The 16339-nt window shown below is 43.7% G+C and carries 13 protein-coding genes; 10 read left to right on the top strand and 3 right to left on the bottom strand.

The features are described 5' to 3' along the window. Window positions 1–26: 26 nt before the first annotated feature. From BP74_RS11990 to BP74_RS11980, 3 genes are all read right to left on the bottom strand, one after another. Complete coding sequence (locus tag BP74_RS11990; RefSeq protein WP_496374400.1) at window positions 27–740, bottom strand: hypothetical protein; 714 nt, start codon at window positions 738–740, stop codon at window positions 27–29. A 205-nt stretch (window positions 741–945) separates the two neighbouring features. Then, on the bottom strand, window positions 946–1479 hold the full coding sequence (locus tag BP74_RS11985; protein ID WP_496374398.1) for a dioxygenase family protein: 534 nt from the start codon (window positions 1477–1479) through the stop codon (window positions 946–948). Between the two features lie 365 nt (window positions 1480–1844). Next, the gene (locus BP74_RS11980) at window positions 1845–2264 is read right to left on the bottom strand and encodes a hypothetical protein (protein ID WP_496374396.1); all 420 of its coding nucleotides are present in this window, start codon (window positions 2262–2264) and stop codon (window positions 1845–1847) included. A 222-nt stretch (window positions 2265–2486) separates the two neighbouring features. On the opposite strand from BP74_RS11980, the gene BP74_RS11975 reads away from it, so the two are divergent. The 10 genes from BP74_RS11975 (at window position 2487) to BP74_RS11930 (ending at window position 16299) form a co-directional block, all read left to right on the top strand. Further along, the gene (locus BP74_RS11975; protein ID WP_496374394.1) at window positions 2487–3182 is read left to right on the top strand and encodes a LytR/AlgR family response regulator transcription factor; all 696 of its coding nucleotides are present in this window, start codon (window positions 2487–2489) and stop codon (window positions 3180–3182) included. 228 nt (window positions 3183–3410) lie between these two features. Beyond that, window positions 3411–3611, top strand: a complete 201-nt coding sequence (locus BP74_RS11970; protein WP_496374392.1) for a hypothetical protein — start codon at window positions 3411–3413, stop codon at window positions 3609–3611. A gap of 32 nt (window positions 3612–3643) precedes the next feature. Further along, window positions 3644–5839 carry an ATP-binding protein gene (locus BP74_RS11965; RefSeq protein WP_496374390.1) on the top strand — a complete coding sequence of 732 codons (2196 nt, stop codon included), beginning with the start codon at window positions 3644–3646 and terminating at the stop codon, window positions 5837–5839. A 281-nt stretch (window positions 5840–6120) separates the two neighbouring features. Next, window positions 6121–6624, top strand: a complete 504-nt coding sequence (locus tag BP74_RS11960; protein WP_496374388.1) for a hypothetical protein — start codon at window positions 6121–6123, stop codon at window positions 6622–6624. 28 nt (window positions 6625–6652) lie between these two features. Further along, window positions 6653–7054: a hypothetical protein gene (locus BP74_RS11955; RefSeq protein WP_496374386.1), complete on the top strand. Its 402-nt coding sequence runs from the start codon at window positions 6653–6655 to the stop codon at window positions 7052–7054. 85 nt (window positions 7055–7139) lie between these two features. After that, window positions 7140–9725 carry a phosphatidylglycerol lysyltransferase domain-containing protein gene (locus BP74_RS11950; protein WP_496374384.1) on the top strand — a complete coding sequence of 862 codons (2586 nt, stop codon included), beginning with the start codon at window positions 7140–7142 and terminating at the stop codon, window positions 9723–9725. Next, window positions 9722–10393: an AcvB/VirJ family lysyl-phosphatidylglycerol hydrolase gene (locus BP74_RS11945; RefSeq protein ID WP_496374382.1), complete on the top strand. Its 672-nt coding sequence runs from the start codon at window positions 9722–9724 to the stop codon at window positions 10391–10393. The genes BP74_RS11950 and BP74_RS11945 overlap by 4 nt, the downstream gene beginning before the upstream one ends. Window positions 10394–10811: 418 nt before the next feature. Then, complete coding sequence (locus BP74_RS11940) at window positions 10812–11030, top strand: hypothetical protein (RefSeq protein WP_496374380.1); 219 nt, start codon at window positions 10812–10814, stop codon at window positions 11028–11030. 297 nt (window positions 11031–11327) lie between these two features. Continuing rightward, entirely contained in the window at window positions 11328–12698 is a 1371-nt protein-coding gene (locus BP74_RS11935) for a peptidylprolyl isomerase (protein WP_496374378.1), read from the top strand. A 196-nt stretch (window positions 12699–12894) separates the two neighbouring features. Further along, window positions 12895–16299 carry a PAS domain-containing sensor histidine kinase gene (locus BP74_RS11930; protein ID WP_496374376.1) on the top strand — a complete coding sequence of 1135 codons (3405 nt, stop codon included), beginning with the start codon at window positions 12895–12897 and terminating at the stop codon, window positions 16297–16299. Window positions 16300–16339: the final 40 nt, after the last annotated feature.

Below are 16339 nucleotides of genomic sequence, written 5' to 3'. Positions count from 1 at the left end.
ATTGATTAAATAGTAAGGAAGAATATTCAAAGCCTCACACGCAGCCATTTTCTTGCAATGAAAACAACCATAGCCAGGAGCAATATTTCTCCAAACAATTGTGTTAAACCATGACCCAAATTGGGATTAAACCTGGCCATCTCATTTTGATGGTACAATCTTGCAACTGATGGAGCACCAATGAAACAAAATAATAGTAGGTAGACAAGGCATGAAGCTATACATAAGATAATGGTACGAATAAGTATGGACATGAACCTGTATGTAATGAATTCATTACTTTGTGTTGGACCTGTTGATCTTTTTTTGACTGCTGCAAGAATCCATCCCCAGTTTATGGCTATATGAAGCCCGGTAAACAGCAGAACAAAATTTAAAGGCAAATTATGAGCAGAGCGCCAGGACCAGTCATTGATAGTATGAATGCCAAGTTTTGGCAGGACCACCTGGGAAATAATACAACCAGAAACCAATTCGTTAATTACAAGTATGAATAAAATAGTATTAAGAACGAAATTAAGCCTGGTTCGCCTGTTAGCAGTTTTAAAAAACTTCCTGGTGGTATTTTGAATCCATGGCCAGGCTATAAGAAGGTGAATAATAATTGGAATGAAGAAAATAAGGCCCAATATTTCATGTAGTGCCAGGCCAGTCATTCTTGGTGAGAGAAGTAAAACAAAAATCACCAGGAGGGTTGCATCTAAATAAACAATACATCTTCTTCGGGGAGATGCAATCATTGTCAATTACATTAAATTTTCAGTCTGCACGTATGTTATTATACCAGGTTAAAACAAAGGCCTTTTAAAAATTCTAATTCAAGAATATTGACATGAAGATAACCAATTAACACGGCGGATCTCATGGCCAGTCAAAACCCAAAGGCATCATTTATACAGGTTGATATTTTTCAACCACTAGGAATAACTGAATTTTCTTGATTTCCTACCACTGCAGCTTCATGGTTTCGGCAGAGGGTTTCACATATTGAAGAATGATATCCCGGTGCCCGGTTAATATGCCCTTACTGTTCTTCTTTAATGAAATGATAGAAGGAGTTCCCCCGTAATGATTATTGAATTCAGAATGATTTTGTTCAGTGATCAAATCATCGCCTTCAAAATAATAGATTATGGGATACTCCGGGAAACCAGGTGCGCTGATATGGCCGTGTACATGTGCAGGTGTTGTATGGCCAGGATATTGAGCAAGCTGTATGGTACGAAATTCATACCTGCCGTCAGCGCCTGTTTTCATTCTTCCATGTATACGGGGATGCAATTCACCCGCATCTCCTCCGCCTGCAATATAAAATCCCTTGGTATCTGTATGCCAAACGGAAAGTATCGCCCCTTTAGCGGGCGTTTTTCCATCAGGTAAATAAATTGTCCCCCATATGAGCATTGGTTCGCCGGGCTCAGTGTCTGTAACCAATGTAATCTTTGACGGAATGTACAATGTGTCATTGTTTATTGCCATTACAGTCTTTGAGGGGGTAGCCTGTTGACAACTACAAAACCAACAACTCAGAAATGAAATTAGGATGTACATATTTTTCATTTGTTGCTTTTACATATGAGCTTATAAAGGAATTGCCAGTAAAGAACTAATTATAAGGTTTACATCAATCAATAAACATCTTCATACTTATCCATTTCATGAAGCACCCATTTTTATAAGGTCATTTCTTTTGTTAGTATCCATGTTTAAAGTATGCTAAAATGATCTTTGACAGGTATGTTAAGCAAACAGGTAAATCAAAAATATTATTCAACTCAACAATTAAAGCCTGTCCCGATCTTACGGTAGGGCAGGCTTTAATTGTTTGAATAGTTTGTCAGGGTCTACGATCTGACGACTGGTTTTTCGGGTAGTGCCGGAACTTCCGGTGGTGCTGGTGGTGGTGGTGGAGGTGCAGGTAGCTTTCCATAAAGGCGCTCTGCTTTTTGCACTTCTTCTGCATTGTTCAAATCATAGCTCTCCTCCTTTCCATCACGAAGCTCAATCCGAAGCGTTTTTCCTTCCTCTGACCAGTTTAGTCCCTGCACCTGTGGATTGCGCTTCATAAAAGCATGCTGTTCACCAGAAATTTCCTTTTTCATTCTGGCAGTTGGGGGTGGCGGAGGCGGTGGTGGTGGAGGCGCAACCAACTCAACCTGATCTACGGTTGGTGGTGGCGGAGGCGCCTTTTTTTCTGTTTGCTGGGCCATCACCATTCCAGTGGTAAACAGAACTGCTGTGAGAGACAAGATCGTTTTCTTCATAATTGGTTTTGTAATGAGATGCAGGGAGCATTTTATTCCATAAGGCATTTCAAAGATTGGGTGCATTGTTTATTAAAATGGATAAATGGTGTTGGAAATACTTATTGGTTCCAGGTGAAAAACAGTTTGGTAACAGCAATCTGAAATTTCAAGCAATCGCAATGGGGCAGGATATAAAGTAAACTGTCAGTGGCTTCCATCCATGTTTCTTAATTTTATTGCATGAACTGCCTGATCGTTGATGATAATAAAATTGCCCGCACCACATTGAAGCAACTCGTAAGCCAGGTAAGTGATCTGCAACTGGCCGGTGAATGCGTTAATGCCATGGAGGCCTATAACCTGCTCAGGGAACAGCCAGTTGACCTTTTATTATTGGATATTGAAATGCCGGGCATGACGGGTATTGAGCTGACCAGGAATTTACAATCGAACAGGCCCGTTATCATTTTCACCACTTCCAAAAAAGAGTATGCCGCAGAAGCCTTTGACCTGAACGTGGCCGATTATATTGTGAAGCCAATAACTCCAGCCCGCTTTATCCAGGCTATAGATAAAGCCAGGGAGATCTTGCAAAGTAATACTGAGCAGGTAAAGCTCAACGAGGATGAGTTTATCTTTATCAGGGATAGCAATATTGTTAGAAGGCTGAAGCTATCAGAGATCCTGTATGCGGAAGCTATGGGAGATTATGTAAAGCTGCATACCGCACAAAAATTCTTTGCCATTCATTCGACCATGAAGGAAGTGGAGCAACGCCTGCCTTCCCCGAAATTCTTAAGGGTGCACCGTTCTTTTATAGCTGCCATTGATAAGATCGATACCATCCAGGAAGGTGCTCTAATCATTAACGGTAAACCAGTGCCTGTGGCAGATGCCTACAGGGCAGCCCTCAATAAAAGGATGAACGTGCTGTAAGGCTACCGACTCCTTTTTCTTATTTAGCGACAGGTTTTCCTTTACTGTCTTTTGGGCTTTTGCACCATTCATCCTGCATTTTAATTTTAATTGTTCATCAGTCAGCAAACAGGCAACAATGTTGAATGACCGCTGTTCATTAACACGTAGTTCTTTCCGCTATCATATGTATCGGTTTTATGTTTTGGTTTGGTTACAGCCCTGGTCTTAACCAGGGCTTTTTTTAAAATGAAAGTTTTTTATACCATATTATTCTTTGCAGATACATTGATGCTCATTGTTGTAGCTTACCTGTTCCTGCACCTGTCTGACGGAGGCATGAGTGTAGAAATATTTATGCTGTTAAGCATAGCCTTGCTTATGTGCATCCTGATACTGGTACTGGTACTCATTCATTACCTGAAACTCCCCTCTAAATCAGCTCGGTAAAATGCTCTAAATTAGCACTAACACATGCAGTAATGACAGGCAAGCGCATAATCTTTTATATATTGGCTGCTTTCATTGCCGGCAATCTTCTAGTCATCTTTATTCAATACAATTCAGCCAAAAATATCAGGCAGCTGGTGGGAGGCAATGAAAAATTGTTAAACGAGCTGACGGTTAAAAGCGAGCTGCAGGAACTGGAAGACGATATACTGTCTGTTGAAAACAAGATCAAGGGCACAGTCACTACCAGTGATACATCCTATATCGAAGGATTGGAAACCCAGATTGCCAGGGTGGAATCTGACCTGGACAAACTGCAAAAGATCAGTGATGATGACAGCTCCATAGAATACATTGACCAGCTGGACTACCTGGTGCGGCAAAAACTGCAGTTCAATAACCAGATCGTTGATTCCTTTAACGTAGCTGGCAAGGCCACAGCAGAAAAAATAATAGCTACCCAGCGTGGGAAAAGGCTGACCGAATCCATCCTGCAGACCATTCAAAAGATCATCACCATCAGGCAAAGCCTGCTGGCGAACATTACCGGTTCGCTGGACAAGAGTGGTAAAGATGCCCAGCGATTTGGAACTATACTCATTGTATTGGTGTTAGTGACCGGTGCAGCCTTGTTCTGGTACATCATCAACATCATTCGCAATCAATACCAGCTCATCGACCAGTTGCATATTTCGGAAAGAAAAGTGAAGGAAGCAGCAAAGGTGAAGGAGAATTTCCTGGCCAATATGAGCCATGAGATACGGACACCCATGAATGCCATCATTGGCTTTACCCATTTGCTGGAAAAAAGGCCTCTTGACGCATCGTCAAAAAAATACGTGGAGACCATTCAGCGTTCAGGGGAGAACCTGCTTTCTGTGATCAATGATATTCTTGATCTTTCCAAGATCGAAGCTGGCATGATGCGGATAGAGAACGTGGTGTTCCATACAAGGGAGTTGTTTCAATCTGTGCAATCCCTGTTCAGTGAAAAGGCGGCAGATAAAAAAGTGTTGCTAACACTGGACATAAAAGAAAACGTTCCTGCAATACTTGAAGGCGATGCCACACACCTTACCCAAATACTGGTGAACCTGGTGGGTAATGCCATTAAGTTCACAGACCAGGGATCTGTTAGGATAGAAGTGAATAATGAGAGCGTTACAGATGACCGGCTACAGTTGGGTATAGTAATAAGTGATACAGGCATCGGTATCGACAAGAGTAAGCTGCCGGTGATATTTGATCGTTTTCAGCAGGCGGAAGATTCAGTCACACGCAGCTATGGTGGCAGTGGGTTGGGACTGGCTATTGTAAAAGACCTTGTGACGCTTCTTCATGGACAGGTAGAAGTGGAAAGCGAACCGGGAAAAGGAACACGTTTTCACCTGGCCATACCCTTTAAACCAGCAAAAGAATCAGCAACTTCCATTTCCGGGGTTCCAAAGTTGAATGGGACACCCTATGGTTCATTCCACCAGGTTCACATACTGGTGGTTGAAGACAACGAAGTGAATCAATCACTGCTGCAACAGCTTTTTGAGCAATGGCAACTGGCGTTTGACCTGGCGCAAAACGGCGAGGAAGCTATTGCCTTATTGCGTGCAAGGAAATACGATCTCATATTGATGGATATCCAGATGCCGGTTATGGATGGTTATACAGCTACCACAGAGATCAGGAAAGTGCTGCAACTTGATACGCCTATTATTGCCATGACGGCACATGCGTTGAGTGGTGAGCGTGAAAAATGCCTGGGCTATGGAATGAATGAATACATCTCCAAGCCGGTTAGGGAAGAAAACCTGTTCCGTTTGATCCAAAGATTTGTGCCTGTATCAAAGCCCATTGTAAATAAACCCGTTGAACATAAATATGAGAACGGGATTTATCAATATATCAACCTTGATTATATGAAAGAGGTAAGCGCCGGAAATACGGAATATGAAAAGGCGGTGACCGGGCAGTTCCTGGAAGCGATACCCGGTGAATTGCAGGCACTGGAACAGGCCTGGCAACAAAAGGACAGCGTAACATTGAAGCAGGTGGCGCACAATATGAAAACCACGATCAGCGTCATGGGATTAAACCATCTTCTGGAAGAAGAACTGGATAGCATCGAGGACCAGGATAATGATCAACATTTATCGGGCGATAAAATTGATACGGTTATTTCTGTTTGCCGCATGGCCGTTGTAGAGGCGCGGCATTTTTTAGCAAACCTTTGATTATGTAATATGTAATATGTAAGATTTAATATTTAAAAGTCTATTTAATTATTACATTTTACATACTGCTTTGTTTAGCTTTTAACAGGTCTATAACTGTAACCTATCAACGCAGTGGTTTACTGCATCCGGGGCTTTTGAGCTTTATACCAGTAACCTTATTTTTTACTTGTATAAGGTTTTGATTTTTTCCCTGGTTACCGACAGGTTTTGCCCAACCATCGACTGGCTGTTTGCAACCGGTAATACCTGGTGTAGCTTACGTAGGTTAAATAAAGGTGATGGCAGATTCAAACAGGCTCCGGCGTTTTCATTATTCAGTTTCATCTTCAGCCATGGCTGTTTCGGATGAAAACTACCTGGAGCAACGTGCTGACCACCTGCCATTGCTGAATGTGGTGATTGATTTTGAAAAAGGTGATTTGACCCTGGATGGATGTTATGCATTTGTCATGGCTTTTAGTCAACAGGATCCATGGCACAGGCGCAGGCCAAAGACTGAGCGGTTAAAGATCAACGTTTCTCTTGACCCTGCCTGTACCATTGACTTCCATGATCCTTTAAGTAATGGAACTGTTTGTACACTGAAAGGTATCATCAGCGATGAGCATGGCAAAAGTTTATGTTCGGGATTGCTGGTAATAGATACGCTTGGAGAGAAAGTGGGTCTTTACCAGGAGCAATGGAATATTAAATTTTTCCTGTACGATATACAGTTTGATAATTGTGAACTTCAATTCAAACTGCCACTATTTTTACATGCTTTCAATGATAACGATAATTGATATTTTTCTAACACTAAAAAAACAAACAATGAAAAAACTACTCTTCTCAGCGCTTGCAATCATCGGTTTTAGCGCCGCCAGCTATGCCCAGGCAAGTCCTGCTCCTAAGAAGGAAACCTCTAAAATGCAGGTGGTGAAAAAATCTACCGCGAAGCAGACAGCACCTGTTGTGACCATGCCTGCCACTGGTAAATCAACCACTACGGTTACCACAAAAACGCAGCCTGCACCCGCAACGACCGCTACTACAAAGGTGAAAACGAAGGCAACAACAACTGCTGCCCCGGCAACCACAAGTACAACAGTGGTCAAAAAAGATGGTACGCCAGATATGCGTTATGCAGCTAACAAAAAGGCAAAGACCACAGTCCATGTTAAAAAGGATGGCACTGCCGATATGCGTTATAAAGAGAACAAAAAACACCGTTAGTTATTGACACCTGCCGCTTCAATAGCCCTGTAGAACTTGTACAGGGCAGCGCAGGTATCATTGCCCGCTATTAAATCACCAAAAGATGAAGAAGGGGCCGGGAAATATACCAACCCTTAATTCACTGAAGAATTACCGCAGGGAACTGTTAGCCATACTGGTTCTGCTGTTAGCTATTGTTTTTTTTCGCAGCGAGCGCAAGGAATTACATTCCATCATTCCCCGCCTGCAACTGGCCAACCATGGCTGGGAGCTTGCGGGGATTTTTGTTACCCTGCTTTATATTGCTGCGCAAGCCGGCATTTACAGGAAAAGTTTTGCGGCCGTTGGTTTAGATCTGCCTTGGGTCAATGCCATCATCCTGTTTTTAAAAAGGAACCTGGTCAGTGTTTTTTTGCCTGCCGGGGGTGTCAGCTCGCTGGCCTATTCGCCTTCGCAGGTTCGCAGGCCCGGGTTTAGCAAGGCACTTGTGCTTCAGGCCAGCGCTTTGTTTGGACTGACAGGGTTGGTGACCGTATTTATTGCCGGTCTACCTGTTGTTCTGCTTACCCTTTTACATGCGCACCTCTTTCACCATGCTGCCATAGGGTTGGTAACCCTCCTGGTTGTTTTACTTTGTTTGGGACTGGCCATCTATTCTTTGAAGACAAAGGGGAGGCTATACCATTGGGTCATAACTACATTCCCATCCCAGGCTCCATTGGTCCGGGAACTTATAGGAGGCGCTATAGACCGGCCACAACTGGCCGGAGCGGTGCTTTATTCACTTGCCGTCGAAATACTGTGCATGCTCAATGTCTATGTAGCCATGGTTGCCCTTGGTTTACCTCCCTCTTTGCTGGCAGCTGCCACCGGCTATATCGTAGCGGTGCTGCTGATGATCATTTCGCCCTTTCTCAGGGGGCTGGGTGCTGTGGAATTATCCATGGTATATGTACTGCAGGTATTTGGGTACAATGCCGTCCAGGCCCTTTCAATTGCTATACTGTTCAGGGTTTTTGAATTCTGGCTGCCCCTTCTGGCTGGCCTGCTGGCCTTTGCATGGAAGGGAAGGAAATTATTCCTGCGACTGGCTCCGGCACTGTTATCCTTCTTTTTGGGCATTGTCAATATAATCTCGGTGGTTACATCACCATTGACCTCGCGTTTGCTTGTATTGAGGGAGTATCTTCCCTTAACCGCAATACATGCTTCCCGCCTCCTGGTATTGTTAGTGGGTCTTTCGCTACTGGTTACGGCTGCCTACCTTTTAAGGGGGTTCAGGGCTGCATGGATCATAGCTCTCAGCCTGGCTATTTTATCCATAATAGGACATGTGACAAAGGCCCTTGACTATGAAGAAGCCATGCTGGCGGCTATTACTTTAGTGGTATTGATAGCCACATCAACTTCCTACCAGCTACATACGGGTAACTATTGGTCGCGGGTGGGTATCAAGGCTGCAGCCATCAGTTTTGTCAGCGTACTGGTATTTGCCTTTACCAGTTTTTATTTTATCGATAAAAGACATTTTGCCCTGGACTTCAGCTGGCAACAGGCCATCATCCATAGTTTAAAAAGTTTCCTGTTGGTAGAAGATACCACTCTTCACCCCGTAACAAGATTCGGGCGTGAATTTATATGGCTGATCCGAAGCCTTGGTTTTCTTACCTGGGGTTTCCTGGTTTTCACCCTGTTGAAACCCGCCATGCATGCCGCCAGTCATTCCCCATCCTACAAGGACCGGGCAGCTTATTTATTAAGCCAGTTTGGGCATTCTGCCACAGATTATTTCAAGATCTACCAGGACAAGCTTTATTTTTTTTCCGATCTCTGTGAAGCCTTCATTGCCTACCGCATTGCCCGGGGATTTGCCATTGTGCTGGAAGAACCTGTTTGTGCAGAAGAAAACAAGATCCCTGTATTAAAGGAGTTTGACCAGCACTGCCGGAAGATGGGCTTGAAAACGGCATTTTACAGGGTGGATGAGAACAGCATGCCCTGGTTTGATGAATTGAAAAAGAATAAACTGAGAATTGGCCAGGAGGCCATACTTGAGGTAAGGCAGTTTACCCTGGAAGGCAGGGATAAAAAATCCCTCCGCAATGGGTTGAACAGCCTGGAGAAAAAAGGGTTCAGGGTTTCCCTTCATCATCCACCCCATGAGGCCTCCTTTTTGAAGCAACTGCAATCAGTTTCCAATGAATGGCTGGAACACTACCATAAGGTGGAAATGCTGTTTGCCCAGGGCATATTCGATGAAAGGGAATTGCAACGGCAGGATATCATCTGCCTGGTGGATGCGGATGGACAGGTGAAAGCCTTCCTGAATATTATCCCTGATTATGCGGAAGATGAATGTACCTATGACCTGATCCGAAAGACGGCCGATGCACCCGGGGCAGCTATGGACGCCATAATTGTCAGGCTCATTGACTATGCCAGGGAACAGGGTAAATCATGGCTGAACCTGGGATTGGTGCCCATGGCGGGCATCAGCCAGCCTGGTAATATGGGAGAGCAGCTTCTTCAACTGGCCGCCAACCGTATCAGGCGCTTCCAGCATTATAAAGGATTGCGGGAGTTCAAGGAAAAATATGCCACCATTTGGGAGAACAAATACCTGGTGTTTGACAATGAAATAGACCTGGTTCAACTTCCCCTTGCATTAAATATGGTTATGAAGCCATGAAAAAAATGATTTCACTTGCTATCAGTTGGGGCCTGTGCATTTTAAAAATTGCCGCACAGCAGGAGTCGTTGCCCGTAAAGCAATGGACAGCATCAGATCAAAAGCCCTTTGTTTTTTTCATCAGCGGTGATGGGGGCGTGCGCCATTTCTTTGCTGATCTCTGCCAGGATATTCACCAGGCTGGTTATACGGTGGCTGCCCTTGATGCCCATGGTTTTTTCTGGAACCGCAAATCACCGCAGCAGGCGGCGGGGCTGATAGCGGGTTACCTGCAGGGCCAGTTAGCACAAAGGCCCAATGTAAGGCTGGTATTGGCGGGTTATTCTTTTGGTGCCGATGCGGTGCCCTTTATTGTCAATGCGATGCCTTTTGAGCTCAGGCAAAAACTGATCTCCGTTTTATTATTATCGCCTTCCGCTTCCACCGACCTGGAGATCCATATTTCAGATATGTTTCTGGAAGGCCGTAAAAGAAGCCTGGATGTGGCACAGGCGGTGAACCATATGGGTGAGGTAAAAACGGTCACCATATTGGGAAGCGAGGAACATCAGTTTCCTGTGACGGCCATCCGGCTGAAAAATTATACCAATGAGGTCATTCCGGGCGGGCACCATTTTGACGGCCGTCCTGACCTTGTGGCCAGGACCATGCTCCGCTACCTGCACTAATTGAGTATGCGCTTCTCCTAATAATTACACCTATTCCATGCTGCAACAGGTAAAATGCTGACTACCAGCGTTTATGCCAAATGGGTGCATTCTTACTGCTCTGGTAAAATATGAGCATTTTATTAAGGGTTTTCATGTAACGGATTAAAATATTTGCCTTTCACTTTACGGTTTTATCCTAAACTTGCCTCATAAAGAAGAGTACGCTTAGGTAGGATAAATTCTAAGAACGATCAAACATATTGAACCGGTTCTTGCCAGCCGGAACAAACCGTATCTTCTCTATGAGAACCTAAAAAACGAAAAGAGCCCCTGAAAGGGCTTTTTTCATTGGATGGTTGTCCTGTAACCCTTAACAGCGGCCAATCCGGAATAGTTTTTGCTGAGTTTTGGGCCTTAACCGAATGCCGCTATCATAATGGAAAAGGACTTTCACAAGCTGGACCTTGTGTCCTTATTGGATCTATACAATACGGAGGTAGAAAGCCTGAACAGCAGGTTGCTTGCCGGCGAATCCTGGGATGCACTGGCTGACCAGCGTAAAATAGTAACCAAACTGGCCTCACTGATCCATAAAAAAGAACCGCATTTAAATCTTTTACAATTGCCCGGGGATGAGAAGGTCGGGAGTGTGTAGTTTAGTCGGGAGTCGGCAGTCTAAAATCGGGAGCAATATCGTATGCTAACAGCAATAGAGGAAATCCTCATCATCCAACTGCTGTGCCTCCCTATCCCTTTCACAGTTATCCAAACACTACACGAAAGTCGGGCGTCGGTAGTCAGGAGTCTGGGTAATGTTTACCATTTGTGTTCAAAATGATGCTTCTCACAATGATTTTTCCTGTCAAGGTATATTCAAAGACTTTGTTAATCCGTGTTTTTTCGTCCCCTTATTCTTGTTTGTAAAAGTTATTTTTGGCAACATTTGATGAATATGAAAAAGTTCGTTCTGCTTTTCCTTGGCCTTGGTACAATGACGATCGCTTCTTTTGGACAACAAAAGAAAATTGTGGCTGATAAAATTGTGGGTATTGTGGGTGATAAAATCATTTTGCAATCAGACATACACAATGCCATAGCCGATATGTCAAGACAGGGCGCAACAGTTCCGGATAATGCAGAATGCTCGGTAATGGAGCAGGCACTTGTATCAAAGGTGCTGATGTTGCAGGCGCAGAAGGATTCTTTACCCATAACGGATGAAGAAGTGGAAGCAGAACTGGACCAACGGGTTCGTTATTTCATTAGCCAGTACGGTACCCAGGAAGCCCTGGAATCCGTAGCCGGCAAGACCATCTACCAGATAAAGGACGACGCCCGCGAATCTGTCAAAGAAAGCAAACTGGCCCAGTCCATGCAACGTAAGATCGTTGACAATATCAAGATCACTCCAACAGAAGTAAAGACGTATTTTGACCGTTATCCTAAAGACAGTTTACCCTTTTTTGAATCGGAAGTAGAGCTTGGGCAGATCGTTGTTTATCCAAAAGCATCGCACGACCTGGAGAAATACGTGATGGACGAACTGGCCAATTATAAAAAACAAATCCAGGTTGGCCTTATCTCTTTTGAGCAGGCTGCAAAGAAATATTCTGAAGACCCGGGTTCCAAAGACCGCGGAGGCCAATACCAGATCAACCGTAATGAAAAGCAATGGGATCCTACTTTTATGTCTGCGGCTTTTCGCCTGAAGGAAGGAGAGATCTCCAATGTGATCAAAACAAAATTTGGCTACCACATTATCCAGATGGTTCAAAAGAATGGTGATGATGCCGTGATACGCCATATTTTACGCATCCCGCCTATTACTGACGTAGAATTGAATGCCAGCATATCCAAGCTTGATTCTGTGCGTGCCAAGCTTATTGCCGGTACTATTGATTTTAACAATGCAGCAGGAAAGTATAGTGAAGACGAGCAGGCAAAGTATGCCGGACCCTATATAGTAAGTGGTGATGGCGATGCCTATAACCGTATTGACGAGCTGGATAAAGATATCGTGGCCATGTTGGATAAAATTAAAGTGGGAGAGTATTCACAGCCTACCGTTTTTGCAGATGAACGCGGGAAAAAAGGTGTACGCATATTATACCTCAAATCCAAATCAGAGCCCCATCGCCTGAACTTAAGGGATGATTATAATCGTATAGCTCAATCGGCGCTGGAAGAAAAGAAATACCAGGCCCTTGATAAATGGCTGAAAGGAAATATCCCTTCTTACTACATCATGATCGATGCTCAAACTGGTGATTGTCCTCAACTGAAGAAGTTTACAGACGCCCAGAAGACCTACGCATCTAAATAATTCTGGAAATCCAGGTCAATAATTTTATGGGCTGTTCAATTACAGCTGTAAAACCTTGTCCAATAGTTTATTGCAGAGCTGACTAATGGTAAACCTTTAGTGGCTTCAATTATATTCTCCCGGCCTTTAAAATCTTCTTTGCAGGATGTATTTTTAAAAAATATTGCAGGCTTCGTGTAAATCCATCCAATAGTCCATGTCCTCATCCCTGAAAACCTCACTCTTTTCTGCATCCGAAAGATTGCTGCTGGAATCGCATCCGCTTCCCTTATGGATAGTTGACGCTGAGAGTTTTGCGATTGCTTTTGCCAATCCTGCTGCTTCGCGTTTGTACGGTTATTCCGTGCCCTTAATGGAACGAAGCAATTTCCTGGACATTTTTTCAGAGTATCACCGGTTTGAATTCATTCATAAACTGTCCGATCTGCTGAATGAATCCGGTACCCTTTCGGAAAGCTTTTGCCACCACAATAACGTGGGAGAGGAAATAACCGTGGACCTGCATCTTTCTACCCTTCATTTCAACAATAAAAAATATTACCAGGTCACCGCCATTGACCAAACCGATAAGATCCAGTTCAGGGAATTAATGAAGGAAGAAAATAACCGGTACAAGACCTTCATTGAACAGAGTGTGGCCGGGATTTTCTGCAAGGAATTAAAGGTCCCGGTAGGAGTTACCGCTTCTGCATATGATATGGTAATCCATCTTGACCAGCATAGCTATATATCCGAGTGCAATGCGGCCATGGAAGCAATGTGGCTACGTGACCTTGGCACAAATGATAAAACGTTCTCGCTGCGCGACCTGTTGAAGATGGATGAAGCAGGAACAGAGAATTTTATCCAGCGATTTATTGATAATGATTTTAAACTACTTAATGCCGAATTACAGGATAAAGACCCCCAGGGTAATACGCGTTACTTTCTGACCAACCTGATAGGGGTCGTCCAAAACGGGTTCCTGGTTAGGATCTGGGGCTCGCAAAGAGATGTAACAGTGAGAAGGCAGATTGAAGAGAATAATTCCTTACTGGCGCATTTGGTGGAAGAAACATCTGACATCCTTGTGGCAGCAGACCTTGAATACAGGCCGCTTACCTGGAATAAGGCAGCGGAAAAGATATCGGGAATTCCTGCTGAACAGATGATAGGGAGACAACTAAGAGATTTTATTGACCTGCAATACAAGACCCATACACTTAAAGAGGTAAGGGAAATTATCGAAAGCACGGGGGAATGGACAGGAGAGGCCTCTTTCACCAGGCCCTGTGACAAAAAGGAAATTTTCTTAATTGTTACCTATAAACTATTAGAGTGTAACAATAAAGCGTTAGGGTTGTTGGTAACCGCAACCGATATCACTGAAAGAATAAAGGCAGAATCGAGGATCAGGGAAAGTGAAACGAGGTTTAATGAAATGGCTGATTCGGCCCCGGTAATGATCTGGATGACGGATGAACAGAATAAGATCACTTACCTGAATGAAAAATGGCAGCATTTTACCGGAAAAGATGTTACTGCCTATAACTCGGAAGGCTGGCGATCATTGGTACATCCGGACGACCTGGTGCCTGCACTGAATAAATACCTTGCTGCATTTGAAAGCAGGACTCCAGTAGTCATGGTGTACAGGCTCCTGAACCATAAAGGCGAATATCGATGGATCCAGGATACCGGTATCCCACGTTTTTTGAATGAACACAACTTCGTTGGTTTTATTGGCTCTGTAGTAGATATAGAAGAACAAAAACAGACAGAAGATAAACTCCGCTACCAGGCCACAGTGATGGAAAATGTTTCAGATATCATCATTACCACCGATAATAATTTTATCATAAAGGCCTGGAACAAGGCTGCGGAAGATCATTATGGCATACCTGAAACTGCTGCCATGGGTGCACGGATCAATACAACGATTCCTGCCCTGTTTCAACACGACAGCTTTGAATTATTCAATGAAACATTGGTAAAGTTTGGCAGCTGGAATGGCGAAATATCGATAGAACATCCCAATGGTAATACGAGGTATTTTCATTTTACCGTTAAAAAGATCTTCCACGATCAGAATAAACTAGGCTATGTATATGTTGGCCGCGATATAACAGACAGGAAGGAGATCGAAAACAAGTTGCAGAAAAGCGAAAAGTTTTACCGCACCCTGATATCAGATTCTCTTGATGGCATCATCTTACTGGATGGGAATGGCAACATCAGCTTCAGTTCTCCTTCGGTGAAGAATGTGCTTGGATTTGATTCTGAAGAAGTAATTGGCCTCAATGGTTTTGAATTTGTTCACCCGGATGATATTGCCTGGGCCATGGAATCATTTCAAAGAGAAGTCTCGGAAAACCCGGAGATCAAATACATTGTTATCAGGCTACGCAAAAAGTCAGGTGATTGGGTTTGGTGCATGGTTCGCGGGCATAACCTATTAAGAAACCCTTATATCAATAGTATCGTTATTTACTTCCATGATGATAGTTTGCGTAAGCAGGCAGCAGATGCATTAAAGGAAAGTGAGAAGCGCTTCCGGGCATTGATAAAAGATCTGCAGATAGGGGTGATGATGCAGGATGCAGATGGAAAAATCATCCTCTGTAATAATGCGTTAACAGATATTTTTGAAGTGAAAGAGGAAGAACTTATTGGAAAGGAAATATGGAAAGTATATTCCGATGTGGTATGTGAGGACGGTAAGAACATACCTGTTACCAACAGGCCCACCTTTAAAGTATTGCAGACTGGTAAACAGGTAAAAGATGTCGTGATGGGTGTGTGGCAGCCCAATAAAAAAGAACGGAAATGGCTTTTGATCAGTGCAGAACCATTGCTGAATGAGAATGGCGAGGTACAACATATCCTATGTTCAGTGGCTGATATCACCGAAAGGAAAAAACAGGAAAAGAAATTGCTTGCCGATGGAATGCGGCATCAAAAACAGCTAACACAGGCTACATTGGACGGGCAGGAAAAAGAAAGACGCGAGATAGGTAAAGAATTGCACGATAATATAGGGCAGCAGCTTACCACCATCAAGCTATTCCTGGACCTGGCTAAGAGCACGGCTAATGAGCCTACAATAGAGATGGTGAATATGGCATTAAAAGGTGTTGGTGATGCCATTAACGAGATCAGGGCTATGTCAAGGTCTTTATTGCCACATACTTTAAAAGACCTGGGGCTGGTAGAGTCTATTTCTGAATTAACAGAATCACTGGGAAGGGCACAATCTATCAGTATTGATTTCAACTATGAGGATTTTGATGAGATCAATATTCCCGACAATCAAAAGCTGACATTGTTCCGTATAGTGCAGGAGCAGTTGAACAATATCGCCAAGCATGCGGAAGCAAACAATATTTCAGTTACACTGAAAAGTACCATCCAAAGCGTGGTGCTTGAAATCAAGGATGACGGGAAGGGATTTGATAAAAAAACTGTACGGAAAGGCCTTGGCTTCACCAACATCAGGAACCGTGCAGAGCTTTTCGGAGGCAAGAAGGAGATTGTATCAAAGCCAGGAGAAGGTTGTTATTTAAAAGTTTCCATGCCTGTTCTTTTCGCCCCTGCCTCAACATTGCACAACTCATTTAATTAGACCCTAGTTGGTTTTTCCAGATGATATTAAGGTTCTTAAT

The organism is Flavisolibacter ginsengiterrae DSM 18136 (assembly GCF_059568575.1).
The sequence above is the reverse complement of the archived record's forward strand: the minus strand, read 5'-3'. Positions and strand labels throughout refer to the sequence as shown.